The sequence below is a fragment of the Actinosynnema sp. ALI-1.44 genome, assembly GCF_001984155.1.
Lineage (GTDB): Bacteria > Actinomycetota > Actinomycetes > Mycobacteriales > Pseudonocardiaceae > Kibdelosporangium.
Genome location: NZ_MTQO01000052.1, coordinates 501,056 through 527,703, shown reverse-complemented (window position 1 = coordinate 527,703; position 26,648 = coordinate 501,056). Strand labels below are relative to the sequence as shown.

The 26,648-nt window shown below is 69.0% G+C and carries 27 protein-coding genes; 14 read left to right on the top strand and 13 right to left on the bottom strand.

The window, feature by feature from the left end:
- The 3 genes from ALI144C_RS40420 (at position 1) to ALI144C_RS40410 (ending at position 1,597) form a co-directional block, all read left to right on the top strand.
- Positions 1–690 carry a DJ-1/PfpI family protein gene (locus ALI144C_RS40420; RefSeq protein WP_076992495.1) on the top strand — a complete coding sequence of 230 codons (690 nt, stop codon included), beginning with the start codon at positions 1–3 and terminating at the stop codon, positions 688–690.
- Positions 691–801: 111 nt separating this feature from the next.
- Positions 802–1,182, top strand: coding sequence for a hypothetical protein (locus ALI144C_RS40415; RefSeq protein WP_076992494.1), 381 nt, complete (start codon positions 802–804; stop codon positions 1,180–1,182).
- Positions 1,175–1,597, top strand: a complete 423-nt coding sequence (locus ALI144C_RS40410; protein ID WP_076992493.1) for a hypothetical protein — start codon at positions 1,175–1,177, stop codon at positions 1,595–1,597. The genes ALI144C_RS40415 and ALI144C_RS40410 overlap by 8 nt, the downstream gene beginning before the upstream one ends.
- On the opposite strand, the gene sigJ is transcribed toward ALI144C_RS40410, so the two are convergent.
- Complete coding sequence (sigJ, locus tag ALI144C_RS40405) at positions 1,563–2,459, bottom strand: RNA polymerase sigma factor SigJ (protein ID WP_076992492.1); 897 nt, start codon at positions 2,457–2,459, stop codon at positions 1,563–1,565. The genes ALI144C_RS40410 and sigJ overlap by 35 nt on opposite strands.
- Before the next feature lie 80 nt (positions 2,460–2,539).
- Between sigJ and ALI144C_RS40400 the strand changes: the two genes are divergently transcribed.
- The 3 genes from ALI144C_RS40400 (at position 2,540) to ALI144C_RS40390 (ending at position 5,620) form a co-directional block, all read left to right on the top strand.
- A complete protein-coding gene (locus ALI144C_RS40400) occupies positions 2,540–3,571 on the top strand; it encodes an NAD(P)/FAD-dependent oxidoreductase (protein WP_076992491.1) in 1,032 nt (343 codons plus the stop codon).
- A gap of 32 nt (positions 3,572–3,603) precedes the next feature.
- Positions 3,604–4,434 carry an SAM-dependent methyltransferase gene (locus ALI144C_RS40395; protein WP_237774544.1) on the top strand — a complete coding sequence of 277 codons (831 nt, stop codon included), beginning with the start codon at positions 3,604–3,606 and terminating at the stop codon, positions 4,432–4,434.
- Positions 4,435–4,624: 190 nt separating this feature from the next.
- Positions 4,625–5,620 (top strand): ABC transporter substrate-binding protein, encoded by a 996-nt coding sequence (locus ALI144C_RS40390; RefSeq protein ID WP_076992489.1) that lies wholly within the window; start codon positions 4,625–4,627, stop codon positions 5,618–5,620.
- A 6-nt stretch (positions 5,621–5,626) separates the two neighbouring features.
- Here ALI144C_RS40390 and ALI144C_RS40385 read toward each other — a convergent pair whose 3' ends face one another.
- The 8 genes from ALI144C_RS40385 to mobA all read right to left on the bottom strand — a co-directional run bounded on the left by ALI144C_RS40385 (position 5,627) and on the right by mobA (position 13,205).
- Positions 5,627–5,965, bottom strand: a complete 339-nt coding sequence (locus tag ALI144C_RS40385) for a hypothetical protein (RefSeq protein ID WP_076992488.1) — start codon at positions 5,963–5,965, stop codon at positions 5,627–5,629.
- Between the two features lie 70 nt (positions 5,966–6,035).
- Positions 6,036–6,698, bottom strand: coding sequence for a methionine ABC transporter permease (locus tag ALI144C_RS40380; protein WP_076992487.1), 663 nt, complete (start codon positions 6,696–6,698; stop codon positions 6,036–6,038).
- Positions 6,698–7,735, bottom strand: coding sequence for a methionine ABC transporter ATP-binding protein (locus ALI144C_RS40375; protein WP_076992486.1), 1,038 nt, complete (start codon positions 7,733–7,735; stop codon positions 6,698–6,700). Before ALI144C_RS40375 ends, ALI144C_RS40380 begins: the two co-directional genes overlap by 1 nt.
- Positions 7,732–8,685 carry a MetQ/NlpA family ABC transporter substrate-binding protein gene (locus tag ALI144C_RS40370; RefSeq protein WP_076992485.1) on the bottom strand — a complete coding sequence of 318 codons (954 nt, stop codon included), beginning with the start codon at positions 8,683–8,685 and terminating at the stop codon, positions 7,732–7,734. The genes ALI144C_RS40375 and ALI144C_RS40370 overlap by 4 nt, the downstream gene beginning before the upstream one ends.
- 255 nt (positions 8,686–8,940) lie before the next feature.
- Entirely contained in the window at positions 8,941–9,894 is a 954-nt protein-coding gene (locus ALI144C_RS40365; RefSeq protein WP_076992484.1) for a PP2C family protein-serine/threonine phosphatase, read from the bottom strand.
- Positions 9,895–10,022: 128 nt separating this feature from the next.
- The gene (locus ALI144C_RS40360) at positions 10,023–11,033 is read right to left on the bottom strand and encodes a methyltransferase (protein ID WP_143231150.1); all 1,011 of its coding nucleotides are present in this window, start codon (positions 11,031–11,033) and stop codon (positions 10,023–10,025) included.
- A gap of 220 nt (positions 11,034–11,253) precedes the next feature.
- Positions 11,254–12,264, bottom strand: coding sequence for an ABC transporter substrate-binding protein (locus ALI144C_RS40355; RefSeq protein WP_076992482.1), 1,011 nt, complete (start codon positions 12,262–12,264; stop codon positions 11,254–11,256).
- A 158-nt stretch (positions 12,265–12,422) separates the two neighbouring features.
- Positions 12,423–13,205, bottom strand: a complete 783-nt coding sequence (mobA, locus tag ALI144C_RS40350; protein ID WP_202819165.1) for a molybdenum cofactor guanylyltransferase — start codon at positions 13,203–13,205, stop codon at positions 12,423–12,425.
- Positions 13,206–13,259: 54 nt separating this feature from the next.
- Here mobA and ALI144C_RS40345 point away from each other — a divergent pair, with 54 nt between their 5' ends.
- Positions 13,260–13,586: a DUF6191 domain-containing protein gene (locus ALI144C_RS40345; protein ID WP_076992480.1), complete on the top strand. Its 327-nt coding sequence runs from the start codon at positions 13,260–13,262 to the stop codon at positions 13,584–13,586.
- Here ALI144C_RS40345 and ALI144C_RS40340 read toward each other — a convergent pair.
- Both ALI144C_RS40340 and ALI144C_RS40335 read right to left on the bottom strand, forming a co-directional pair.
- The gene (locus ALI144C_RS40340) at positions 13,528–13,902 is read right to left on the bottom strand and encodes a YccF domain-containing protein (RefSeq protein WP_076992819.1); all 375 of its coding nucleotides are present in this window, start codon (positions 13,900–13,902) and stop codon (positions 13,528–13,530) included. The genes ALI144C_RS40345 and ALI144C_RS40340 overlap by 59 nt on opposite strands.
- A 70-nt stretch (positions 13,903–13,972) precedes the next feature.
- Positions 13,973–14,794 (bottom strand): NmrA family NAD(P)-binding protein, encoded by an 822-nt coding sequence (locus tag ALI144C_RS40335; protein WP_076992479.1) that lies wholly within the window; start codon positions 14,792–14,794, stop codon positions 13,973–13,975.
- Positions 14,795–15,020: 226 nt separating this feature from the next.
- Between ALI144C_RS40335 and ALI144C_RS40330 the strand changes: the two genes are divergently transcribed.
- The 5 genes from ALI144C_RS40330 to ALI144C_RS40310 all read left to right on the top strand — a co-directional run bounded on the left by ALI144C_RS40330 (position 15,021) and on the right by ALI144C_RS40310 (position 23,206).
- Entirely contained in the window at positions 15,021–15,485 is a 465-nt protein-coding gene (locus ALI144C_RS40330) for a carboxymuconolactone decarboxylase family protein (protein ID WP_076992478.1), read from the top strand.
- Positions 15,482–16,225, top strand: a complete 744-nt coding sequence (locus ALI144C_RS40325; RefSeq protein ID WP_076992477.1) for an isocitrate lyase/PEP mutase family protein — start codon at positions 15,482–15,484, stop codon at positions 16,223–16,225. The genes ALI144C_RS40330 and ALI144C_RS40325 overlap by 4 nt, the downstream gene beginning before the upstream one ends.
- Positions 16,226–16,368: 143 nt before the next feature.
- Positions 16,369–17,592: a helix-turn-helix domain-containing protein gene (locus tag ALI144C_RS40320; protein ID WP_076992476.1), complete on the top strand. Its 1,224-nt coding sequence runs from the start codon at positions 16,369–16,371 to the stop codon at positions 17,590–17,592.
- 112 nt (positions 17,593–17,704) lie between these two features.
- On the top strand, positions 17,705–19,939 hold the full coding sequence (locus ALI144C_RS40315; RefSeq protein WP_168211475.1) for an ATP-binding protein: 2,235 nt from the start codon (positions 17,705–17,707) through the stop codon (positions 19,937–19,939).
- An 87-nt stretch (positions 19,940–20,026) separates the two neighbouring features.
- Positions 20,027–23,206: an AfsR/SARP family transcriptional regulator gene (locus ALI144C_RS40310; protein ID WP_076992474.1), complete on the top strand. Its 3,180-nt coding sequence runs from the start codon at positions 20,027–20,029 to the stop codon at positions 23,204–23,206.
- Between the two features lie 9 nt (positions 23,207–23,215).
- Here ALI144C_RS40310 and ALI144C_RS40305 read toward each other — a convergent pair whose 3' ends face one another.
- On the bottom strand, positions 23,216–23,653 hold the full coding sequence (locus ALI144C_RS40305; RefSeq protein ID WP_143231149.1) for a hypothetical protein: 438 nt from the start codon (positions 23,651–23,653) through the stop codon (positions 23,216–23,218).
- Positions 23,654–24,093: 440 nt separating this feature from the next.
- Here ALI144C_RS40305 and ALI144C_RS40300 point away from each other — a divergent pair, with 440 nt between their 5' ends.
- Positions 24,094–24,966: a DUF4394 domain-containing protein gene (locus tag ALI144C_RS40300; RefSeq protein ID WP_076992472.1), complete on the top strand. Its 873-nt coding sequence runs from the start codon at positions 24,094–24,096 to the stop codon at positions 24,964–24,966.
- Between the two features lie 16 nt (positions 24,967–24,982).
- On the opposite strand, the gene ALI144C_RS40295 is transcribed toward ALI144C_RS40300, so the two are convergent.
- Positions 24,983–25,819 (bottom strand): ADP-ribosylglycohydrolase family protein, encoded by an 837-nt coding sequence (locus ALI144C_RS40295; protein WP_076992471.1) that lies wholly within the window; start codon positions 25,817–25,819, stop codon positions 24,983–24,985.
- Between the two features lie 140 nt (positions 25,820–25,959).
- Here ALI144C_RS40295 and ALI144C_RS40290 point away from each other — a divergent pair, with 140 nt between their 5' ends.
- A complete protein-coding gene (locus tag ALI144C_RS40290) occupies positions 25,960–26,451 on the top strand; it encodes a hypothetical protein (protein WP_143231148.1) in 492 nt (163 codons plus the stop codon).
- Positions 26,452–26,648: the final 197 nt, after the last annotated feature.

The following is a 26,648-nucleotide window of genomic DNA, read 5'->3' as shown; positions in this document are numbered from 1 at the left end:
TTGGAACGCCGTACTTTTCTGCGCGCGTCGGCTCTCTCCGCCGGGATCGTGGTGGCCGGAGCGCCGATCGCGTCCGCGGTGTCGATCGAGTCGCCGTTGCGCGTGCAGGTTCTGGCCTTCGAAGGCGCCGAGGACCTGGACTACGTCGGCCCGTACGACGTGCTCCACAGGGCCGCCGACAAGGGTGGTGCCATCCGCACGACGCTCGTGTCGCCGTACCGGCCGACCACGATCACCACCGCCAAGGGCATCCGCGTCGAAGTGCCCCGCGGCTGGTCGCCGCAGGACGCGGACGTCCTGGTCGTGCCGGGCGGCGGGATGCACAACCAGCCGGGATCGGGACTGCACAAGCTGATCGCGGACAAGGGATTCATGCGGCGCCTGGCCGACGCGAAACTGGTCAAGGTGGGCGTGTGCACCGGCGTGATGGCGTTGTCCGCCGCCGGGATCACCCGTGGCAGGCCCGCCACCACGCACACAGTCGCCAAGCCGTACCTCGCCGAACAGGGCGCGACGGTGATCAACGCACGCGTGGTCGATGACGGCGACCTCGTCACCTGCGCGGGGATCACCTCCGGCATCGACGGCGCGCTCTGGCTGATCGAACGGTTCCTCGGCGTCAAACTCGCCTCCGAGGTCGAGACGGTCCTGGAGTACGAGCGCCGCGGCACCGTCTGGCGCAATTCCTAGGTCTTGAAGGTGGGGTCACTCCCGGCGGTGCCGGTGACGTGACACCTCGCGAAAGTGCTGGTGGTCACAGGTTTAGGCTTGCCTGGTCCGCCGAGGAGAGGGAACCGCTGGATGGTCGAGGTACTTGCCACTGTTCTGACCTACGCCTCCCTCGCCGTGGCGCTCTGGGGCGTGGTGCTCGTGGTGGCCAACCGGCGGTTCGCGCTGAACCGGCCGTACGGGCTCGCGTTGGCCGGTGCGGTGCTGCTGCTGGAACTGGGACTGCTCGTGCAGATGGTCGCCGGTCTGGTCAACGTGTTCTCGACCGACCGGAACGTCGCGACGGGCACGTTCATCGGCTACCTGGTGGGTCCGGTGCTGATCGTGCCGCTGGCCGCGGTGTGGGCCGCGGCGGAGCGGTCCCGTTGGGGCTCGGCGGTTCTGGTGATCGGCTGCCTCACGGTGCCGGTGCTGATCCTGCGGCTGCGGCAGATCTGGGACGGACATGGCTGAGCAGGGCGACCTCAAGCAGGTGACCCGGTCGGGGCCGGGCAGGCTGCTGATCGCGGTGTACGGGATCTTCGTGATCGCCGCGACGGCCCGGTCGGCGGTCCAGATCGCCACCCACTTCGGCAGAGCGCCGCTGGCCTACGTGCTTTCGGCGGTCGCCGCCGTCATCTACATCGTCGCGTTGGTGTGCTTGGTCAAGGGCAGCAGGACATCACGCCGTATCGCCATGATCTCGTGCGCGGTCGAACTGGTCGGTGTCCTCGTCGTGGGGACTGTGAGCCTGTTCGCGCCGCAGCTGTTCCCGGACGCCACGGTGTGGTCGTTCTACGGCCGCGGCTACGGGTTCGTGCCGGTGGTGCTGCCGATCCTCGGACTGTGGTGGATCAGGGCGACCGCCAGGCACGAAGTCGCCGGGTGATCGCGAGCTTGTCCGGCGCGCGCACCACGTCCACTCTGGACACGACACCGCCGTCGACGGTCAGCGAGATGACCGAGTCGTACTTGCCAGCGCCGGTGATCACCAGCCCCGGGCGGCCGTTGACCAGCTCGATCGCCAGGTCGTGACCCGCCTCTGCCAGCATGCCCATGCCGATCACCATGAACCGGGCGACCTGTTCGGCGCCGTGCAACGGGTGGCGGATCGCGGCCACCTGGCCGCCGCCGTCGCTCGTCAGCGTCACGTCGGGATCCAGCACGCTCATCAGTGCGGGCAGATCCCCTTGTGTGGCGGCGAGTTTGAACGCGGCCACCACCGCCTCGTGCGTGCCGTGATCGACCCGGACACGTGGCGTGCCGTCGGCGACGTGCTTGCGGGCCCGTGCCGCGAGCTGCCGGACAGCGGCCGACGACCGGCCCACGATCCGCGCGACCTCGGGAAATTCCATGCCGAACACGTCGTGCAGCACCCATGCGGTGCGCTCGGTCGGGCTGAGGCGTTCCAGCACGACCATGAGCGCGAAGCTGACCTGGTCGTCGAGCGTGACCCGGTCGGCCGGGTCCGGCGACTCGACCCACGGCTCCGGCAGCCACGACCCCACGTACGTCTCCCGGCGCACACGCGCCGACCGCAGCGTGTCCAACGCCCGTCGCGCGACCGTCACCGTGGCCCACGACTCGATGTCGTGCACCGGTGCGGTTTTGTGCGCGGCGACCAGCCGTAGCCAGCAGTCGGACACGACGTCCTCGGCCTCGGCGACGCTGCCTGTCACGGCGTAGGCGACTCGCACCAGACGTGGACGTGCCCGCGTGTACGCCGCAGCCAGCTCCGTTTCATCGCTCATGCCATACAGACGAGACAGCCCCCGCCGGGTGTGACACAGGTCAATGTCACACCTTGTGGGGTCTCTGTCGTCTGTATGGCATGACTAAGCCAAGTGTTGTCGTACTCGGAGCCGGATACAGCGGACTGATGGCCGCCTTGCGCGCCGCTGACCAGGCGAATGTCACTCTGATCGCACCGACGGCCAGCTTCTCGGAGCGCGTGCGCTGGCACGAGCTGGCCGCGGGACGCCCCGACGTCACCCACCCGCTGGCGTCGTTCACCACGAAGAAGCCGGTCCGGCACGTCGCCGCCCGCGCCACCGCCATCGACCCCGACCGGCGCGAGGTGCGCACCGACGACGGCCAGACGCACACGTACGACCGCCTCGTCTATGCGCTCGGCAGCCGCACCAGGGCCGCCGAAGCCGACGACGGCCGGGTTTTCACCACCGAGAAGGCCGGCTACCTGCGTAAACGCCTCGATGACGGCCCGGGTGAGCTGACCGTGGTCGGCGGCGGCGAGACCGGCATCGAGGTCGCCACCGAGCTGGCCACCCAGGTGCCGGACTGGCGGGTGCGGATGGTGACCGGCGGCGAGATCGGCCCGAGGCTGTCGGGCAAGAGCCGCGACTACGTCCGCTCCACCATGGCGGGCATGGGGATCGACCTGGTGGAAGGTGTCAAGGTCACCCCGGCGGACATCGACAGCGACGTGATCGTGTGGGCGGCGTCGATGGCCCCGAACACGGAGCTGGCCGCGTCGGCCGGGATCAGGCTGAACGCGGCGGACCGGGTCGACGTCGACGACACGTTGCGTTCGACGTCCCACCCGGACGTCTACGCGATCGGCGACTCGGCGGGGAACCTGCGGATGTGCTGTGCCGCCGCGATCCCGCAGGGCTGGCGGGCGGGCAAGAACATCGCGCTGGACCTGCGCGGCAAGCAGGCCAAACCGCTGTGGTTCCGGTACGCCGGGGTGTGCATGAGCCTCGGCCGGGACAACGGCCTGTTCCAACTGCTGCACGCCGATGACGCGCCCAAGGAACGGATGGTCACGGGCCGGACCGCGGCGTACATCAAGGAGCGTGTCGTCCGGGGCACTGTGGCAAGCATGCGATTCATGGCCAGGTAACACGATGATCCGTAATCGGTAGGATGATCCGCATGGTGTCGGGCAGTGGCCGTCATATGTCGGATGACGAACCCGTCGACCTGCGGACCGACCGGGCGCACGGTGCGCGGATCTACGACTACATCCTGGGCGGCAAGGACAACTACGCGGTCGACCGCGAGGTCGGTGACGCGTCGATGCAGGCATGGCCCGCATTGCGCACGCACATGTGGGCCAGCCGCACGTTCATGCACCGGGTCGGCCGGTTCCTCGCCGCCGACCGGGGCATCAGCCAGTTCCTCGACATCGGCACCGGCATCCCGACCGAGCCCAACCTGCACCAGATCGTGCAGAAACACCGGCCCGACAGCCGGATCGTCTACACCGACAACGACCCGATCGTCCTCGCCCACGCCCGTGCGCTGATGTCCAGCACGAACGAGGGCCGCATCGCCTACATCCACGCCGACATGCGCGAAGCCGAGGCCCTGCTGGCCTCACCGCAACTGCGGGACGTGCTCGACCTCGGCGAGCCGGTCGGCCTGCTGGTCATCGCGATGCTGCACTTCATCGAGGACGACGACGAGGCGTACCGCGTGGTCAAGCAGGTGGTGGACGTCCTGCCGTCCGGCAGTTACCTGGCCGCCTCGATCGCCACCGACGACTTCGACCCGGTGCCGCTCGCCCAGGTCCAGCGGCAGTACCGGGACCACGGCGAGGTACTGCAGTTCCGTACGAAGGACAAGGCCGTCCGCTTCTTCGACGGCCTCGACCTTGAGGAACCAGGCGTGGTCCAGGTCCACAAGTGGCGGCCGGACGCGGACGCCGGCCCGATCGCGGACACCGACGTGGCCATGTACGGCGCGGTGGCCCGCAAACCCTGAGCGAGAGAGCTTCTCCTGAATCCGCTGGTCAATCAGTCGATTCTCGCCGTACCTGCCTGTGCGCCATGGCGCCACCTCGACCGTCCACAGTGCACCCATGAGCAGTGCGACCGGCTCGGTCGTGTGCACGGTGTGTCATGGTCTACACGCTGGTTGTGGTCGAGGCCGGTCGGGTCGAGAATGGCGGACCATGTCGTCTCGTGCTTGCGGTGCCGTGCTTGCGTTGTCCCTGCTGGTGGGTGGGTGTTCCGCGATCAGCGGGCAGTCCGGGGAGACCGCTTCGTCCGGTCCGCTGGAGAAGTCCCGGATCAACGTCGCGATCCTGCCGACCGTGGAGATCGCGCCGTTGGAACTCGCCATCCGCAACGGCTACTTCGCCGCCGACGGGCTCGAAGTGAAGGTCACCATCGCGGGCAGCGGCCAGCAGACCGTCGAGGGGATGGTGAACGGGCAGTACGACATCGTCTACTCCACCTACCCGCCGCTGCTTCTCGCCCAGTCGAAGAACATCGCCGACGTGAAGCTCATCGCCGCCAACTCCGCCGCCGCACCCGGCACCGCGATGCTCGTGGTCGGCAAGTCGTCCACGCTCAAGACGGCCGCGGACGTCGCGGGCAAGAAAGTCGCGGTCACCGCGAAGGGCACGTTGGCCGAGTTGATGGTGCGTTCGACACTGGCGACGCGGAACGTGCGGCCGGAGACGGTCACGTTCGTCGAGATGCCGTTCCCGGACATGCCGACAGCACTGGACCGGGGCACTGTCGACGCGGCGATGATGGTCGAGCCGTTCGTCACCGCGGCGCAACGGTCCGTCGGTGCCACGCCGTTGCTCGATCTGGCGACCGGCTCGTTGACCGACTTGCCGTTCACCGGGTTCGGCGCGACGAGCGCGTTCGTCTCCGCGAACCCCAAGACGGTCGCGGCTTTCCAGCGCGGCATCGGCCGGGCGGCCGACGAGAGCGCTGACCGCGCCAAGATCGAACCGCTGCTGGCGGACGTCGCCAAGATCGACCGTGAGGTCGCGGCACGGACCAAGCTCCCGTTGTTCCGCACCGCGCTCGATCCCGCGGCCATCCAGCGTGTTTCCCGGTTGATGACCGAGTTCGGGCTGCTCAAGCAGGAACTCGACGTCAAGCCGATGCTGCTGGCGCCGCCCGCTCCCACGCTGACCACCCCGTCGCGCTGAGGTGCGTCAGGTCGTTCCCAGGATCACCGCGAGCATCTCAGCCAGCACCCAGACCAGCCAGGCTGTTCCGATGGCCTGTGCCACCGGCCGGTCACGGCGGATCGCGCGGCAGCCCCGCAGAACTCCGACCACGAGTCCGGCCGCCGCGCCGCCCATCGGCAGCCAGCCGACCCATTGCTGGACGGTCGGCGAGCAGATCAGCCTCGGTGTGCCCGGGAAACAGCTGTCCGAACCCATCACCAGGACGAAACTCGTGAAGTAGCCGACCAACGCGGCGAGCACGAGCGGGGACAGCCCGAACACCAGCCGGGCGGTCCCGGTGCCCTTGGGTGGCGTGATGTCCATGCCTACCAACGTATGGGGCACCCGGATCGCCCGGCAGCGTAGTCCTACTCAACAGTAACGTGGCGGCTACTCATCGTCGCAACACGCGGCGCGCGAGGCGGTTGCCGACGAACTGGGCGACCTGGACCAGAACGATGATGATGGCGACGGCCACGGCCGTCACACCCCAGTTGAACCGCTGGTAGCCGTACACGATAGCGAAATCGCCCAGGCCACCGCCACCGATCGCGCCCGCGACCGCGGACATGTCGACCACCGCGACGAACACGAACGTGTAACCGAGGATCAACGGCCCCAACGCCTCCGGCACCAGCAGCGTCGTGATGATCCGCCACGGGCTCGCGCCCATCGCACGGGCCGCTTCGATCACACCGGGATCGATGGTGACCAGGTTCTGCTCGACGATCCGGGAGATGCCGAACGTGGCCGCGCAGATCAGGGCGAACGTCGCCGCTGTCGTCCCCAGCTGGGTGCCCACCACGGCGATGGTGACCGGGCCGATCGCGGTGATGAAGATGATGAACGGGATCGGCCGGACGATGTTGACCAGCACGTTCAGCACGGTGTGCACCGGGCGGTTGGCCAGGATGCCGCCGGGGCGCGTGCTGTACAGCGCGATTCCCAGCAGCAGCCCGAGGAACCCGCCGACGACCATCGTCGCCGCGACCATCCACAGTGTCTGGCCGACCGCGTCGAGCAGGATCGGCCGCAGGTTGTCCCAGTTGGTGCCCATCAGACCAGTTCCTCGACATCCGTGGTGGTCCGCAGGTCGGCGATCAGCCTGTCCACCGCGGAGTCCGCGCCGATCAGCTCGAGCGTGAGGCTGCCGAACGACGTGCTGCCCAGTTCCTTCACGCCGCCGTGCACGACCTCGAAGCGCACGTCGTAGCGGCTGCTCGCCTCGGACAGCACCGATCCGATCCGCCTGTCGTCGCTGATCTTGGCGATCACCAGGCGGCCCGGGTGGCGTTCCCGGATGCGGGACAGGTCGTCGTCATCCGGCCGCGCCCGCAACACGGTCTCCACGAACCGCTGCGTGGTCGGCTCCTGCGGCGAGGCGAAGACCGTGCGCACCGGCCCGTGCTCGATCACCTTGCCGTCCTTGAGAACCGCGACCCGGTCGGCGATCTCGCGGACCACCTCCATCTCGTGCGTGATCACCACGATCGTCACGCCGAACTCGCTGTTCACCCGCTTGAGCAGGCGCAGGACCTCACCGGTGGTCTCCGGGTCGAGCGCGCTCGTCGACTCGTCGGCGAGCAGGATCTTCGGGTTCGTCGCCAGCGCGCGGGCGATGCCCACGCGCTGCTTCTGCCCGCCGGACAGCTGGTCCGGGTACTGCCACGCCTTGTCGGCGATCCCGACGAAGTTCAGCAGTTCCGCGACCCGCTTCTCCCGGTCGGCCTTCGCCCAGCCCGCGATCTTCAGCGGGTACGCGACGTTGCCGAACACCGTGCGCGAGCGCATCAGGTTGAACTGCTGGAACACCATGCCGATGCCCAGCCGGATCTCCCGCAGCCGCCGTTCCGGCAGCGCGGTGATGTCCACGCCGTCCACCAGCACCGATCCGGACGTGGCCCGTTCCAGTGCGTTGATCAGCCGGACGAGGGTGCTCTTGCCCGCGCCGGAGTGGCCGATGACCGCGTAGATCTCACCGGCCTCGATGCTCAGGTCGATGCCGTCGAGCGCGGTCACGGCTTTGCCCCCGGATCTGCCCCCGGTGCCGAACGTCTTGCCCGCGCCCCGGAACTCGATCAGCGGAGTGCTCACGACCGGCCGGCGCGGATCGTCTGGGACAGCCGGGCGGTGATCGCGGCCAGGTCGGCGGCGGGCCGGTTGACCAGCACCGCGGTGTTCTTCGACTCGGCCTTGACCTTGTCAGTCACCCGCGGGTCCTTGAAAACCTGCACGACCTTGGCGTAGACCGGGTTGTCCTTGTCGGCGGCGCGGGCGACGATCGCGTTGATGTACGGCTCGGCAGACGGGTCGGCGGGGTCGTCGGAGAACAGCGCCTTCGACGGGTCGAGGCCACCGTTGAGCGCGAAGTTGTTGTTCACGACCGAACCGTCGACCGACGGCAGCGACGCCACCGTCTGCGCGGCGTCCACCGGCGTCACGTTGACCTTGGAGGCGGCCTTGTCGATCTCGGCGGGCGTGGACAGCACGTTCCCGCCGCCCTTGAGCGTGATCAGCTTGGCCCGTTGCAGCACCAGCAGCGCCCGCGCCTGGTTGGTGGCGTCGTTCGGGATCGCGATCGTCCCGCCTGCCGGGATGTCGGCGACGGCGTTGTGCTTACGCGAGTACAGCGACAGCGGCACGATGTAGGTGGACGTGATCGGCGTCAGCGTGTCGTTGTTCGCCACGTTGTAGTTGGTGAGGAACAGCAGGTGCTGGAACAGGTTCAGGTCGATGCGGTTCTGCGACAGCGCCGGGTTGGCCTGCGTGTAGTCGCTGAAGTTGACCACCTGCAGGTCGATGTTCTGCTGTGCGGCCAGATCCTTGAACACGGGCCAGTACGACGAGCTGGCCTCCGTCGTTCCGATCCGGACCGTGGTGCGGCCTTCGGCGGTGTCGGATCCCCGTGTGGTGAGGAACACCACCACCGCGGCGACCGCCACGACAACGACGACGGCGATCCCGATCACCAGGCCGCGGTTGCGCTTCGGCTTCTCCGGAAGGCCGAGTGGTGTGCTCTCTGGAGAAGAACTCTGCTCCGACATGGCTGCCTTTCCCCTGTGCTTTCTCCTGGGCTGTCCCCTGGGCGGATCGGCCCGGCGGTGGTCGACCGCCGAGTCCGGCCGTCACTGTCCCCACCCCGGGCGCCGGACGCCAATTCATACCACCCACCGGACGCCCAGGCCGGGAATTGGCGCCAGAGCGGCATTTCTGGTAAGAGTTCCTATGTAGACGGATGTGGCGCCGGTCACCGTGGAGTGTACTGGTGGCGGCTGGTTCGACCGAGAGTGGTCAACCGATCACGCGTGCTCGGCCGTGTGACGTCCATATCGGACGCCGATGAGCAGCGTGTCGTCCGCGTACCGCCGCCCGTCGTGGATGTCGGCCACGATCGCGGACGTCATGGCGTCGAGGTCAGGGCCGCTGTTGCGGAGCGCGGACGCCGACAGGCGTTGCTCACCGTCGATGATCGAGCCGTGGCCCTCGGTCAGCCCGTCGGTGTACAGCAGCAACGTGTCACCGGTCTCCAGGTGGCCGGTGTACACCACGGCGCTGCCGGGCAACGGGAAACCCACACCGCGCCCGTCGATCTCGATGTAGGAAGCCGCGCCGCGCCGCAGCAGCAACGCGGGCGGGTGACCGCCGTTGGCGAGGTGGAACCGACCGGTGGCCGGATCGATCCTGGCCACCAGCGCGGTGGCCATCAGCCGCGGGAAGACCCGGCCCAGCGTTTCCGCGGCACGGCCGATGAGCTGCGCCAGGGGGTGACCCTCCAACGCCAGCGTGCGGATCGCGTGTGTCACGTCCAGCGCGTCACGAGTGCTGGCGACGCCGTGCCCGACCGCGTCGACGACTGTGATGTGCAGCGTGCCGTCCGGCAACACGAACCAGTCGAACAGGTCACCGCCGGTCGGCGCGTCGGCGTCGGCAGGGGAGTAGTGCACGGAGAGGCCGACACCCGGCACCGTCGGCGGCTGCGGTCGTAGCGCGTCCTCGAGCTGACGGAAGATCACCGCGTGTGAGCGGCGCAGCTGCTCGTCGCGTTTCTCCAGTTCCACGTACATCGCCACGACGCCGCTGTTGGTCTCGGCCAACTCGTGCTTGAGCTCCTTGAGCTCCTGCTGGGCCGCGGCCAGGGCCGCCGTCAACTGCGCGCGTGTCATCGGGGATGTTCTCCGGACAGGCGAGTCGCCGTCCTGGTTCGCCGGGACAGGACCGTCCAGGCCGGGTACCGCGGGTTGGTCGTGGTCCACCGGTAGCCCTTCCTGGGCGTGCCGGTTCCTGGCCTCGCCCGCACGTCACTCCCAACCGTACGGGCGGAGTGCCTCACCTTTGGGGTTCCTCGTTCCCCACTGCTCGTCCTGTTAAACCTCGGCCGGTCCTAACGGGTGATCCGCCAGAGCGACGTGACCTCGGCTGCCCGGTACTCGGCGAGCGGGTCGTCCTTGCGCGTCCTGTGCCGGGGACGGACGTCCATGCGGTCACGCACGACCAAGCCAGCGCCGGTGATCAACGTCCGCGTCGGCGCACGCAACCCGAGCCGTTCGGCGAGGTCGGAGACGATCAGCCACGCCTCCCCGTCGGCGGTCAGGTGCCCGGCCACGCCCCGGAGGAACCCGCGCAGCATCCGTGAGCCCGGGTCGTAGACCGCCGTGTCCAGCGGTGACGACACCGCAGAGGGCAACCACGGCGGGTTGCACACGATGAGGTCCGCGGTTCCGGCGGGAAAGAGGTCCCGCTGCCCGACCCGGATGCTCGCCGCCAGCCCGAGCCTGTCGACGTTGGCACGGGCACACTCGACTGCCCGCGGCTCGATGTCAACGGCGACAACGTCATCGGCGCCCCGCTGAGCCAGAAGGGCCGCCAGCACACCGGTCCCCGTGCCGACGTCGAACACCTTCGACGGACCGGGCCACGGCATGGACCCGACGAGATCGACGTACTCGTGCCGGGTGGGCGCGAAAACACCGTAGTGCGGATGGATCCTCGCGCCGAGCGCCGGTACGTGGACGCCCCGGACCCGCCACCGATGCGCCCCGAGCGCACCCATGATGTCAGTCAACGGCATCCGCCCAGTCGACGGGCCGAACGCCAACGTGCACGCTTCGGCGACGTCGGGCGCGTGCGGAAGCTCAAGCGCATAACCGGGACCGACGTCGACCTGGACCTGACCGAGCAGCCGCGCCCGGCGCGCGGCGGCGGCACGGTAGCGGCGGAACGTGTCCGCCGGACTGGAACCACGCCGGACCTTGCCGACTCTGCGCCGCATGGCGGCGAGCAACTGCACAGCGTTGCGGTAATCACCACGCCACACCAGGATCCGGCCTTGCCTGGCCAGTTTCAGTGCGTGGTCGGCTGTCGACTCGTCGCCGATGACAACGGTGGACTCCACCTGGACTCCCAAAGCCAGTGGGAGCCGTCCTCGGCGGTCAGGGAAGCGTGCTGCCGTCCGAAGACGGCTCGATTCGATGGGGGATGAACGGGCCGTCTACTCGGACGGACCGCGCCATACCACCGAACCAGCTACAACCATGCGCTGAACATATCAGGAACGCACCAAACCCCGCCATGGCGGGCAAGCAGCCATGGCGGGGTGAATCGAAAGAGCCGTGTCAGCCGGTCGGGGAACCCGACAGGATCATCGAACTCGCCTCGATGCGCTCCTTGAGCATGCCGAACTCGAGCATCAGGTCGGGGATGCGCTGCAACCTGGTCGACTCCAGTCGCGAGGGGAAGCCGCCGAGGTTGACCAGTGCCGCGGTTTGCGGGTCGATCTTGGCGTAGCCCGGCAGCAGCTTCTCCACCTTCGAGCGGTCCGTGCCCGCGGCTTCCTGACCCTTGGCGAAGGCGCGCTGGAAGGCCGCGATCGTCTTCGGGTTCTCCCTGGCGAACTTGCCGGTCGTGCCGTAGCCCGCGATCGGCAGGTCGGCGGTCGGGCCGGATGCCGCGTCGAACAGCTGCACGGCCCCGTAGTCCTTGCCGGCCTGGGTGATGAACGGCTCCGCGAGGAGTGCCGCGTCCACTCGGTTGGCCGACAGCGCCGCGCCCATGTCGGTGTACGGCATCTCGATGAAGGTCACCTGGGTGGCGTCCACGCCGTTGACCTTGAGCACCGAGCGGATGCTCACCTCCGCCAGGCTCTGCTTCGTGGTCACCGCGATCTTCTTGCCGGGCAGGTCGGTGATCTTCTTCGCCGCCGAGTCCTTGCCCGCCAGCACCATCCACGTGTTGGGCTTGGCGACGTAGCCGTCGGCCACGAACTTCAGCCCCTCGACCTTCTGCGCGATGCCCTTGGCCTGCGAGTTGAAGAACGAGACGTAGTTGCCGAAGACGATGTCGTAGCTGGCGTTGTCGCTGACCAGGCTGGGGATCGCGGCACCGGCGCCCTGGATGTTGATCAGGTCGACGTCGAGACCCTCCTGCTTGAAGTAACCCTCCTGGATCGCCAGGTGTACCGAGGCCACGTCGACGACGGGCAGCAGGCCGAGCCGGATCTTGGACTTCTCGACCTTGTCCGTCGGGCCTGCGTCGTCACCGGACGAGCCGCCGAGCAGTCCGCAGCCGGACAGTGTCGCGAGTACGGTCGCCACGATCGCCAGCAACACCGTGGGGCGTCGCACCATTGCCGCTCCTGAACCTAAATGGGGTTAGCCCGGATGGGTTACACCGGGGGTACGACCGGTCACTCTAGGCACGTCGTGACGGGGCCACAACCCCAGATTTCCCCCTTTCGGGTTATTCCTCCACTGGTGAGATTTCTGCGTCGAACGGGTCGGCTGACTCAGTCCTCGAGCACCGTCACCGAATCGCCCGTGACCAGTGGCAGGCGAGGGTCGGGGGAAACGTCGGCGCCGTTGAGCACAACCGAGGTTGCCGCGCGGCCCAGCGTCGCCGCGCGTACGGCGTGCCCGTTGACGGTGATTTCCGGGAGCGCACGGGCCAAGGCGTCGGCGTAGTCCTCCGGCGTGTTCACGTTCACCACCGAATCCAGCCGGGGATCCAACCGTCGCAGATCTTCGTCCCGCAGCAGGATCTCGTCGTCGAGCCGGGCCACGACGCAGTGCTTCGGCAACATCCCCGGCCGCAGGTCCCCTTCGCCGACCAACCTGGTGATCAACGGGTGCAGCGCGGTCCGGTACCCCGTCGCCAGCGGCTGCCGGTGCCCGTTCACCCACGGCAGCACCATGTCCGCCCCGGTCTCGGCCAACGCGCGCATGACACGCCGGATGTACGCGGGATGCAGGAAGGGCATGTCCGTGGAGCACACGAACGCGGACTCCACCCGGTCGGCGACGCTCGCCAGACCGACCGCCACGCCCTGCATCGGGCCGAGGCCCTCCACCGGGTCCACGGCGACCTCGACCCCCGCGGGCAGATCCGGCAGGTCCTGCCCCGGTGCGGCGACCACGACGACCGGGCCGTCCACGGTGCGGCGCAGCAATGCGCTCGTGCGGTACAGGAACGTCGAGCCGTGCCAAGCGAGATCCGCCTTGGCGCGCCCCATCCGCGTGGAACGCCCGCCTGCCAGAACCACGCCTGCCAGAACCGCGTTCGCTGTACTCACGGCGGAGATCATAGGCGCGGGGAACGACCGTGCCCCGCGTGTCGTTGGCCCACTGTGGAGACAGCGTTGGCGTTGACCGGCCCGGCCGCGGTCGTGCTGCTGATACTCGTGGGTTCATGGGAGCTCGTTCGGGTCAAGCGGCGCAAACAAACCGGAACGCCACTCGCGGAGACGTACGTCAACGAGGTCACCGCGATGTTCTACGGCACGAAACGGATCGAGCTCGACCACCGCGACACGGTCTCGATGATGCGCGAGCAGGACGCGCAGGGCGCGCCGCCGTCGGGTGTCGATCTCGACGCGGGCACGGCCGTCGTGCCGGTCAGTCGGTCGGGACGATCTCGGAACCCAGCGGGACCAGCGATACCGGGATCATCTTGAAATTGGCTATTCCCAACGGGATTCCGATGATCGTGACGCACTGCAGCAGCCCCGTGACGATGTGGCCGATCGCCAGCCACCAGCCTGCGACGATGATCCAGATGACGTTGCCGATGACCGACATGACCCCGGCCTCGCGGCGCTGTTCGATCGTGCGGCCGAACGGCCAGAGCGCGTAGTTGGCGATCCGGAACGACGCGAGCCCGAACGGGATCGTGATGATGAAGACGCAGCAGATGACCCCGGCGACGACGTAGCCGATCGCCATCCAGAACCCGGACAGGACCAGCCAGATGACGTTCAGCACCGTTTTCATGCCGCCAGTCTGGAGTACGGCGGCGACACTGAGCCATTCGGGTGGGCCAGTCGCCGGGGCCACGAAACGATCAGCGGAACGCGGCGGCGTTCTCCCGCACCCACTGCTCGAACGTGCGGGCCGGTTCGCCCGTGACCTGTTCCACTGTGGGCTGGACGGTGCGCGCTTCCTCCACCGGGTTGTCCATCAGGTCGAGGAAGAACGCGATGAACTCCTCCGGGTAGCCTTGTTCCTGCCAGCGCCGCACGGCCTCCTCCCGCGTCAGTTCGACGTAGGTGATCTCCGTACCGAGCACCGAGCCGATGATCCGCACCTTCTCGGCGTGGGTCAGCGCCTCCGGTCCGGTCACCATGTACTGCCGCCCGCCGTGGCCGGGCGTGGTCAGCACGGTCGCGGCGACCGACGCGATGTCGGCGTCGTGCACCAGCGCGCTGCGCACGTCCCCGAACGCCTCCCTGACAACACCTTCCGCGCGGATCGACGTGGCCCACTCGAGGGCGTTGGACATGAACTCGCCGGGCGCGAGGGCTGTCCACTCCAGACCGGCGGCGTCCACCGCCTCCTCCAGCGGGCTGCGGTCCCGTTCTCCTTTGAGGACCGTCACTTTCCGCGTACCGGCCTGGACGGCGAGCGCCGCGATCTCGTCGCCGTTGGTGAGCGGTGAGCCGTCCTTGCCGTTGAAGTTGATCAGGTGCGCGGCTGTGACACCGGTGAACACGCCGGTCAGGGTGCTCGCGTCGGCGAGGTCGCCGGTGACCACCTCCGCTCCTCGCGGCAGGTCCGCCCTGGCCGGGTCTCGGGTCAGCGCGCGCACGCTGTGACCCGCTGCCAGGAGTTGCGCCACGAGCGGCCGGCCCACGTTGCCGGTCGCCCCGGTTACCAAAATCGTCATGGAATGGACCCTATGGGCGATAACGGACATCGAGTGTCCGCAATCGCCCGCCGCGCCACGCGCCGCTCGTCATCCCGTGGTGATGTTGACCATCCAAAATGTCCAGTGCCTGCTGTGCCGTGCGGAATCCTCACAGACCTGCCCGGTGGCGGCACCACAACTGGTCCACGGCAGCAGCTCGAAACTGGACCTCGAACGTGGACAAGTTCCCGATAGCGTTGTCGTCATGACACAGCGAATCCAGACCACTATGGGGATCTCCAAGGCGTTCAAGGCGCTGGTGGCGATGGGCCAGGAAGTGGAGAAGTCGGGCCTCGACGCGGGCATCGACCAGATCGTGCTCGAACTGATCAAGATCAGGGCCTCGCAGCTCAACGCCTGCGCCTTCTGCCTGGACATGCACACCCGCGACAGCATCAAGCTCGGCGAGGACCCGCGCAGGCTGTTCCTGCTCGACGCGTGGCGGGAGACCGACCTGTTCACCGAGGAGGAGCGGGTCGCGCTCGAGATGACCGAGGTGCTCACCCGCCTCGCCGACACCCAGGATCTGCCGGACGAGCTCTACGACCGGGCGATGAAGGTGTTCAACGAGCCCCAGTACCAGGCTGTGGTGTGGTTGATCGTGGTCATCAACGCGTGGAACCGCGTCAACGTCCCCGGCCGCCCGAAGCTGCCGAAGCACGAAGCATGACCGCCGGTGATGTGTTGCGGGCACTGCACGTGCCCGGCACGCCCCTTGTCCTGCCGAACGTGTGGGACGCCGCGTCGGCGCGTCTCGTCGAACGGGCCGGGTTCCCGGTCGTCGCGACGGGCTCCGCCGCCGTGGCGGAGTCACTGGGTTACTCCGACCACCACGGCACACCGCTCGCGGAGACGTTCGGGGCGTTCGCCCGGATCGCCCGCGCGGTGTCCGTGCCGCTGACCGTCGACGCCGAGGGCGGCTACGGCCTGCCCGAGGCGGAGCTGGCCGACCGGCTGGCCGAGGTGGGCGCGGCGGGTTGCAACATCGAGGACACCGACCACGGCGGGACCGGCCTGGTGGAGGCCGCCAGGCAGGCCGACCGGCTCGCGGCACTGCGCGCCGCGAGCCCCGGGCTGGTGATCAACGCGCGTGTCGACGTCTTCCTGTACGCGCGGGACCAGAGCGCGGTGCTGGACGAGGGGATCGAACGGGCACGGGCCTACCTCGCGGCTGGCGCGGACTGCGTCTACCCGATCCTCGTGCGCGACGAGGAGGTGCTGGCGGCCTTCACCGCCGCCCTCGCCCCGGCGTCGGTCAACGCCACGTACCTGCCCACCGGGCCGGACGTGGCCGGACTGGCACGACTGGGGGTGGCCAGGGTTTCGTTGGGCGTGGGCCTGTGGCGCGACGCGCAGAGTCACCTGTTCGGGAAGGTCGCGCTGCTCGCGGCTGGTGAACGGCCATATTGAGCACGGTCGGTGAGGACACTTACCTCGACGGGACACATGCGTAGCCCGATCGTGAGAGCTACGTGTTTTGCCCAATTGTGGTTGGGTCCGGGCTGCGGGACGGTGTGGTTCCCCGCGCTGAAACCACACGGAGGTGGCTCTCGATGTACGCCGTGCCCGGCCAGCCCACGGTTGACGCGACCCTGGGTGAGCGGGTGGGTGTCCGGCGCAGGCAGCAGGGTCTGTCGCGCCGGGTGGTGGCCAACCTCGTCGGACGCAGCGAGGAATGGCTGCGCCAGGTCGAGCGCGGCCAGCGCAAGCTCGACAGCATCGAGGTGCTCACCCACCTCGCGCGGGTGCTGCACATCGAGGACCTGACCGAGTTCGTCGGCTGGTGCGACGAGGACAGCGGCAAGAACGAGCCGAACTGCGGCCCGCTGACCGAGCGGCTGCGTGACGTGTTGATGCAGCCGTTGTTCCTGGCCGAGCAGGTGCGCACGCCGCCGGTCGGCAGGCTGTGCATGGAACTGGACCACCTGCTGGCCACCTGGCGTGAATCCGCGCGCCGGTACACCGTGGTGGCCAGCCTGTTGCCGTGCCTGCTCAAGCGGCTGCGGTCGGTGTGGCAGTCCGGTGACCGGTCTGCCGAACTCGCCGCCGCGCTGGTGCAGGGATACGGCCTGGCCTGCGCGTTCGCCAACCGGATGAACGACGACCACCTCGCGTGGATGGCTTCGCAGCTGTGCCTGGACGTGGCGGTCGGCACCGGTGACCCGGCGCCGGGGGAACCAGCCTTGTGGGGCGCGGCGTCGGTGCACCGCGCGGCCTGCATGCGGGCCATGGGCTACCTGCCGCAGGCCCGGCAGTTCGCGGTCGACTGCGCCGAGCGCCTCACCGGCGACCGGGACGAGACGATCAAGGCGGCGCTGCTGCTGCAGGCGGCGGAGGCCGCGGCGGCCGACAACCAGCCCGACGAGGCGTTCGCGCTGCACACCGCCGCCAAGGCGGTCGCGCAGCGGCGCGGCCGCGACGAGATCGTCTCGTCCATCTACTGTGGACCGACCGAGATCGGGATCAGGGAAGTCCGGATGCTGGTCCGGCTCGGCAGACTGGACAAGGCGCTGCGGCTGGCCCGTGGCGTGTCGTTGCCGCAGGGCGTGCCGATCGGCTCGCAGGTGCGCTACCTGGTCACGATGGCATTCGCGTACACGCGGACCCGTGACGACGTCGCGGCGGTGTTCGCGCTCAACCGGATCGCCGCGCTGGCGCCCGCCGATCTGCGGTTCGATCCGTTGGCACGTCAGGCGATTCGCGGCCTGACCAAACGCGGCCACGTCCTCGTGGCGGACGACCTCGCCAAGCTCAGCTCGGAGGCCTGCCTGGCGTAACCACGCACTGACACGGTTGGCGCATCAGGTTCACTCGGTCGGGTACAGCCGACGCGGGTAGCATCCTCACGTCCTGATGTGCCTCCGGATTGTGGTGAGCATCCTGCCTGACGTGACGAGCTTCGTGGGACGGCAGGCCGAGGTCGACCAGGTCCGCCGCAGGCTCGCCGCGAGCAGGCTCGTCACGCTGATCGGTCCGGGCGGTGCGGGCAAGACGCGACTGGCCACCCGCGTCGCCCAGGACCACCCCGACGAGTTCCGGTTCGTCGCGCTGGACTCGTTGCGCGATCCGGGACTGCTCGCGCAGACCGTCGCCGCCGAGCTGGGCCTGCGGGACGTGCCGGACGAACCCACCAGCCGAGTGGTCGACTTCCTCAAGGACAAGTCGTTGCTGCTGGTGCTCGACAACTGCGAGCACATGGTGCGGGCGTGCGGGACGCTGGTCGGCGAGATCCTCGAAGCCGCGCCGGACGTCCGGATCCTGGCCACCAGCAGGCACGTCCTCGGCGTCGGCGGCGAGCAGTTGCTGCCGGTCAACCCGCTGCCGGTTCCGCAGGTGCGCAACGGCAAGCTCGTCGGAGACACCGACGCGGTGACGTTGTTCGCCGACCGCGCTTCCGCCGCGGCGCCCCGTTTCCAGGTGGACGCGGACAACCAGGAGACAGTCGTCAAGATCTGCCAACGGCTCGACGGCATGCCGTTGGCCATCGAGCTGGCGGTCGTGTGGCTGCGGGTGTTGTCGCTCAACGAGCTGCTGACCAACATCGACGACCGGTTCCGGCTGCTCTCACGCGGCGAGCAGACCAAACCGGAACGCCACCAGACCCTCACCGCCACGGTCGAATGGAGCTACGAGCTGTGTTCGCCGGAGGAACGGCAGCTGTGGGCGAGGCTCTCGGTGTTCGACGGCGGGTTCACCCTCGCCGCCGCGGCTGAGGTGTGCGACATCGACCGGTTCGAGATCCTGACGCTGATCGCGGACCTCGTCGACAAGTCGGTGCTGATCCGCACCGGCGACCAGGACATCGCCCGCTACCGGATGCTGGACACGATCCGGCAGTACGGCGTCGAACGGCTGCACCAGTCCGGGCACCTGGCCGAGTTCCGCGCGAGGCACAGCCGGTACTTCATGGAGTTCGGCCGCGGGCTCGCCGCGGAGTGGTTCGGGCACAGGCAGCTCGAGCTGGTCGCGCAGACCCGCAGGGAACACGCCAACATCCGGTCGGCGCTGGAGTCCGGCCTGACCGACGGCGACGGGCTGACCGGCGCGCGGCTGGCCGTGAGCCTGCACTTCTACTGGCTCAACTGCGGGTTCTTCGGTGAGGGGCGCCGCTGGCTCGACCGGGTGCTCAAGCTCGACCTGCCCGCCGATCTTCGCGTGCAGGCGTTGGCGGTCAACGCCTACGCCACCGCGGGCCTCGGTGAGGGGCACACTGCCGTCCACATGGGACAGCAGGGGGTCGACCTCGCCCGGACGCTGGACAACGACGAACTGTTGTGGCTCGCGCTGTACTGCCGTGCCACGAGCGCGTTGGTGACCGGCGACTACCCGAGTGCGGAGAAGTGCTACGCCGAGGCCATCGACTGCTACGACCGCGTCCCCGACCCCGGCGCGCGGATGTTCCCGCCGTACGCCGCGAGAGGCATGACCGCGGCGTTCTGCCTGGACGGCAGGCGAGCGCTGGAACTGGGCGAACGGGCCATCAAGTTCTCCGTGCCGCACGGGGAACTGTGGGCGCGTGCCTACGCGCACTACGCGCTCGCGATGGCCAAGTGGCTGCTGGGCGATCTGCCCGCGTGTCTGCGGGAAGCGGCCGAGAGCATCCAGTTGCACCTGCGGTTCAACGACCTGAGCGGGTTCGTCATGGTCGCCGAGGTGCTGGCCGCGATCGCGCTCGGCAACCAGGAGAACGAGCGTGCCGCCGCGATTCTCGGTGTGGTGGAACGGGTCTGGTCGGAGGTGGGCGGCTCACTGCTCGCGGACTCGAAGCCGTGGCTCGAACCGCACCAGGCGTGTGCCGCGCAACTGCGGCAGGTCATGGGTGAGCAACGGTACGCCGAGGCGTTCGCGGTCGGGACGGCCAACGGGGCATCGCTGGCCGCCGCGTCGGCATACGTGCTGTCCGGCCATGACCGCGGCAGCCCGTTGACCAAGCGGGAACAGCAGGTGGCCGACCTGGTCGCGCAGGGCGCGACGAACAAGGAGATCGCGGTCCGGCTCGACATCTCCCGCCGCACCGCCGAAGTCCACGTCGACCACATCCTCCGCAAACTCCGGTTCGCGTCGCGCTCGCAGATCGCCGCGTGGGTCGCAGCCGGATCAAGCCAATCGGTTGGGACCCACTAGCCTGAGTGGGCCCTACGCCGGTCGCAGCGGACCCCTTTGTCGGGCGTGTCCTTGTCTCACGCCGGTCGGCGAATTACGTTCCAACCAGTGGCAAGAAGGTCTGTCCGGATCCAGGTGCTGGGTTCGCTGCGGGTATGGCACGACGACTCGGAACTCGAACTCGGCCCGCCAGGCCGACGGGCGGTGCTGGGGTTGCTCGTGCTCGCCGGTGGCGAGGCGGTGGCGAAACACGAACTGATGGACGCGCTGTGGGGTGACCGACCACCCCGGAGCGCGGTGAACGTGCTGCAGACGCACGTCAAGCACCTGCGCAGGCTGCTGGAGCCCGACCGCCCACCACGCACCAGCAGCGAGATCCTGCCGCACGTGGGTGACGGCTACGCCGTGCGCTGGGATGCCGTGGACGTCGATCTGCTGCGTGTCCGGCGGCTCGTCGCCGAGGCGACCGACGCACACCGCAGCGGCGACACGGCCCGCGCCGCGGAGTTGCTTGGTGCGGCACTGCGGTTGTGGCGTGGTCGGCCACTGGCCGACATCCCCTTTCTCGCCACGCATCCGAAGGTCGTTTCGCTGGTCATCGAACGCAGGGAGGTGCTGGCCAGGTACGGCGACGCGATGCTCGCGACCGGCGCCGCCGCCGACGTGCTGGTCGACCTCACCGAAGCAGCCGTCGACCAGCCGCTTGACGAGTCCGCGCAAGCCCGCCTGATCCGCGCTTACCACGCCGTCGGGCAACGGGCCAAAGCTTTTCGGACCTACCACGAGGTCCGCGACCGGCTCGTCGAGGAACTCGGGGTCGACCCCGGGCCGGAGTTGCTCGCCGCCCACGCCGCGCTCCTGTACGGCGGTGGCGCCACCGGCTCGACAGGCGGGCCCCGGCCTGTGCACCAGGTGCCGAGGCAGTTGCCCGCGGAACCGCGCGGATTCACCGGCAGAGCCACCCAACTGTCCGCACTGGACACACTGCTGTCGGAGAGCGGCCGGTCGGGCGGGGCGGTCACGATCGCGGCGATCTCCGGCACCGCGGGGGTCGGGAAGACCGCACTCGCCGTGCACTGGGCCCACCGCGTCCGGGACCGGTTCCCGGACGGGCAGTTGCACGCCAACCTGCGCGGGCACACACACGGTGAGCCCGCGCAGCCGATCGAGGTCCTCGCCCAGTTCCTGTCCGCATTGGACGTTCCCGTCGAGCGGGTACCCCTCGACGTGGAGACCGCGTCGGCGCTCTACCGCACCTTGATGGTGGACCGGAGAACGCTGGTTCTCCTGGACAACGTCGCTGGTCCGGATCAGGTCCGGCCGCTGCTGCCCGCGGGCCCGGGGTGTCTGGTGGTGGTGACCGGCCGGGAACGCATGGCGGGTCTTGTCGCCATGCACGGCGCCCGCCAGTTCACGCTCGAGGTGCTCAGCCCCAAAGAGGCCGTGGAGGTGCTCGCGGATGTCCTGGGACCCGAGCGGATCCGCGCCGAGCACGCGGCGGCCGTCGAGTTCGCCGAGCTGTGCGCCCACCTTCCGCTCGCCTTGCGGGTGGCGGCTGCCAACCTCGCCGACCGCCCGGGATGCGGCATCGAGGAATACGCGAAGGAACTGCGCGAAGGCAACCTGCTGGCCGCCCTCGCGGTGCGGGGCGACGAGCAAACCGCGGTGCGGACGGCGTTCGACCTTTCCTACGCCGCGTTGCCTGGTGCGGCGCAACGGCTGTTCCGCCTGCTCAGCCTGGCCTCCGGCGCTGACGTCAGTGCCGAGGCAGCCGCCGCACTCGCCGGTACGGACCCGCGACAGGCAAGTCACCTGTTGGACCGGCTTGCCGCCGCGCACCTCGTCGAGCACCACGTGCCGGGCCGCTACCGCTTCCACGATCTGCTGCGCCGGTACGCGGCCGAACAAGCGCACCAGCAGGAATCCGCGGCGGAACGCGAGGCCGCCCTGCATCGGCTGTACGACTGGTACCTGAACGCGGTCGACGGCGCAGCGCGGCTGCTCTACCCGCACATGCTGCGGCTGCCGGTGCCCGAGACGGTGACCCGCACGGCGCGCATGCCCGCGGGTATCACCGATCTGGCCGGGGCGTCGAGCTGGCTGGACGCCGAGCGTGACAACCTCGTGGCGGCTGTCCGCAGCGCCGCGCAAGCCGGGCCGCGCCCGATGGCCTGGCAACTCGCCGACGTCCTGCGTGGCTATTTCTGGATGTGCCTGCGCCGGGTGGAATGGCAGGCGACGGCCGAAGCCGGACTGGCCGCGGCCGACGAGGCCGGGGAGCCCCGCGCACGGGCAGTCACCCGGCTCAGCCTCGCTGATCTGCGTTTCCGCCAGGGCCGGTACAGGCAGGCCGTCCGGCACTACGCGCACGGGATCCTGATCGCCCGGCGAGCCGGTTGGGTGGAGGCGCAAGCGGCCTTGCTCTGCAACCTCGCGTACGTGTACCGGCAGTCGGGGCAGCTGGCCGCCGCCGCGACCCGGCTCGGCCGTGGACTGGCGCTCAGCCGCCAGATCGGCCAGGTGGCAGGCGAGGCCGTCGTCCTCGGCAATCTCGGTGTGGTCCAGTGGGAGATGGGACGGCTGTCCCGGGCAGTCGAGCACTACACCCGTGCGCTGGCCCTGCATCGCCGGATCGGGTCCCGCTACGGCGAGGCGATGAACCTCAACAACCTCGGCCAGGTGCAGCGCGTGCGTGGGTTGCTGACCGAGGCGCGCGACCTGCTCACCCAGGCGCTTGTCCTGAACAGGGAGGCCGGGAACCTGAGCGGCGCGGCCGAGACACACAGCCTTCTGGCCGTGACGTACGGCGACCTCGGTCGCTTGACCGACGCTCTCGACCACGCGCGGGCCGGTCTCACGCTGGCCGAGGAGACCGATGATCCCCGGGCCGGTGCGGAGGCCCTCGCCGCGCTCGCCACCACGCGCCTGCGTCTGGGCCACCGGCAGGACGCGATCCGCCACTACCGTGCGGCACTCGATCTGATCCGCGAGACCGGCGACAGGTATCCGGAGGTCGACATCCTCATCAGCATGGCTACGGCCACCGCGGACATCGAGCGCGCCCAGCGCGCCCTCACGCTCGCCAAGCGAGCGAGGTATCGAGCGCTACAGGGCCGTGCGACGAACGCGATCGCCGGGATCCTCCTGGCTCAGGGCAAGAGGGAGGATGCCGCCGACCACGCCCGCCGCGCCGTGGCCATCCACTGCGAGACCGGGCACCACCTCGGCGAGGTCGATGCCCGCACCGTCCTCGTCCAGGCCGCGTCTGAAACGCGAGCGCGGGCTTAGTGCGCGCTACTACTCGTATCCCTTGCCCTTCACGATGCTGATGCCGTCCGGTTGCACGGTGACCATGGCCCACGGGGTCCAGCCCTTCGGAGCTGTGCCCGCCCCGGTCCTGCACGAGTACTCGCTCATGTCGAACACAGTCCAGGCACCGGTACCCGGATCCCGCGTGGTCCATTCCTCCAAGCGGCCGATCCAGGTGCAGGTCTCGCTGTGCTCCTCGTGCGTGACCGCCACCTCCGCCCAGACGATCCTTGCTTCCTCCGCGCACCACGTCGCTTTGAAGGTGTAGGTCCACAAATCCTGGTACCGCAGCGGCACCTCGGCGGTGTAGGGAGCCGTTGAACACGCCTGTGCCGCCGGAAACACCCCCGCACTCGCGGTCGACGGGATACCCACGACGGAAACCGCCGCGCAGAGCGCCATCACCGTAACTCTGGCTGTCTTCACGTCGTCCTCTCGATTCCTGTGTCGCCCCAATGTGCTGCTTGTGCCCGACGCCCGCAAGGGACCGATCTGCGTAGTCCAGTCGGCGTCCAACGCTCGTCCAATCAACGGCGATAGCCTCGTGTTCCTCGGCGGATGGCCGTCGAGGGCCGGTCGGCCAAGGCGGATCCGCCGCGTCAGATGGGTTCGAGGGGAGAATCGTGAGAAACACGGTTCCGGAGGGGGCTCGCCGCGGCAGCAGCGGTTCTGGCCGCGTCGGCGGTGTTCGCGGCGGCGACGTCGGGCCACCGGCTGGGCAAGTACCCCGAACGCGGGCAGGACGGTTCCCCGCCTGCCCGCGTTCGGGATCTCCGGTAGCGGGGTGCCGCCGCGTCCAGTGGACGTCCAGTCGCGGCGAATAGCTTCTGGTCGCGGGCCACACCAGAAGCTCAGGAGGACGCATCGTGAGAGCACGGGTCAAGAAGTCAATCGCCGCGGCGGCCGCGGTTCTGGCCGCGTCGACGGCATTTTTCGCGACGTCGCCGGGCACCGGCAGGGCCCAGACCCTGAGCCTGCCCGCGTTCGGGATCTCCGCCGACGGCACGATCATGGCGGCGTTCACCACCAACCAGCCCCAGGTGCTCAACTGGTTCAGGCAGATCAGCGGATTCGTCGGCGACACCGCCGCGATCGGCATCGACTACCGGGTCCAGGACGGCCGCATGTACCTGGTCGGCGACAAAGGCGGCATCTACTCGGTGACGTTCCCGCCCGGCGGGGTCGGGGACGTGATCGTCAAGAAGGTCTCGCAGTTGACCGTGTCCTTGTGGGGCAAGAACTTCGGCGTGGACTTCAACCCGGCGGCCGACCGGTTGCGGGTGATCAGCGACCAGGGCCAGAACCTGCGGCACAACCTCAACGACCACACCACGGTCGAGGACGCCGTCCTGAGCACCCCACCGGCGCTCGGACCCACCAGGAACGTCACCGCGGCCGCGTACACGAACAACGACCTGAACCCGGCCACCGCGACCACGCTGTTCGACATCGACACGGCCGCGGACCAGCTCGTCCTGCAGGCTCCGGCCAACAACGGCCTGCTGGCGCCGGTCGGCTCGCTCGGCGTCGACACCGGTGCCAACGCGGGCTTCGACGTCTACAGCGACCTGTCCGGTGGCAAGACGGTGTCGAACACCGCGTTCGCCACCTTCACCCCGCCGAGCGGCAGCCCGGCGACGCTCTACAGCGTCAACCTCTTCACCGGGACCACAGCCGCGCTCGGCCAGTTCCCGTTCCCGCTCACCGACATCGCCGTCGGCCTCGACAGCACACCCTGACAGCTCGGTGGCCGTGTCAGGCCTGCAACCGCGCGTCCAAGGCGGCGAGGTAGTCCCGGCCGAACGGTCCGTTCTCCAAGCCGGACACCAGGTGCTCGGGTAGATCCCGCGTGTACTCCGCTGACCTGGACGCGGCCGCCAACGCGACTGTGGCGACGGTGTCGACGTCCCCGGTGAACGCGACACAAGCTTTCAGCAACTCGCTCATGCTCGTGTTGGCGGCCAACGCGGTCAGCGCGGCGGTGACGCTCATCCGGCCCTTGGGCCCGACTTTGCCGTGCCACGTCTTCGCCCAGCCGCCGCGTGGCACCCTGGCGTCGATCCATTCGCCGACCTGGCGGACCGGCCCGAGGTCGTAGTGGCAGTAGTGCACGGCCAACGCGGCTGCCTGTGCCGCTTCGACACCTTCCGGGGTGTCGTGCGTGACACGAGCCTGGACGGCCGCGTAGTGCAGCACGTCGGCCACGCCAGGCAGCAGGCCGACCGGGGAGACCCGCATCGCCGCGCCACTTTTGTCACTCTCGGGCATGATCCTGGCGAGGAAGTCGGCACCGTCGCGCACATCGAGCAGGAACGAGTGGAACCTGGTGGCGTACCCGACACGTTGGTCACGGTGAAACGCTTGCGTGAACCGGGAAGCGAGGTTCAGCGGCGTCCACTCCTCACCGGAGACGAGCGCTTCGGCCACCGCGATGGTCATCTGGGTGTCGTCGGTGTACCGTCCAGGCCCGATGCCGTGGTGCGTCTCGTGCTGGACGTAGCCGTCCAGCGTGTTGCGCGCCTCGACGAACGCGCGGGGGGCGTACTCGAAGCCGGCGCCGTACGCGTCCCCGACAGCCAATTCGACCAGCACGAATGCCTCCCTCTCGTCGGCGTCATTCTGCCGGACAGGGCAACCGGATTGTCGCGATGCCTCACGCACATGCGATCTTGACTATCCACAGTGGCGCGGTTACCCATTGTCACGCGGGGATCCCGAGGGAGGGAGGCGCGGTGAGGCGCAGGCTCGACTGGGCTGCCGTGGGAACGGTCGGCGTGCTGGCAGTGATCGTGGCGACGGCCATCGTGAACCCGCACGAGGAACAGCCGTACCGGCCGCGGATCGAAGTGCCCGAGGCCGGTGCGTTCGACGGCGCGCGGCCCGGTGGGAAACCCCAGGCGCCAACGGTGTTCATCCCGGTCGTCCCACCGGTGGCGGTGACTTCGGCGTCGTCGGCCGTGCGGATCCCGGTGCAGCCACCGCCCGTGCAGCCGGTCGATCCGCCGAAGAAGAACCCGCCCTCCCCGGCACCACCCGTGGCGACCACGTCGTCCGAACCGAAACCGACCACGCCGTCACGGACAACCACGCCACAAGGGCCGTCCTATTGGGACGTCGCGGCGTTCTACGCGTACAAGTTCTACGAGTACTACCGGGACAACAACGACGACAACGGGTACGGCCGCCGGGGCGGCTCGCGCGGCCGGGGAGGTCGTCACCGCTAATCGGCTGGACAGTTCTGCGCTCGCGTACCTGCCCACCGCGTGGGGCGTCGGCTTGCGTCGGGGAGTTCACCGGCGCCACCACACGGGGAACCGCCCGAATCGGACGGCTGTCTCCGGGCCGGATACCGGCCGGGAGTTCGAGTGGCTCGTCGCCGGCTGTTTGACGACGTACCGCCGGTCCGAGCGGCGCCCGGTAC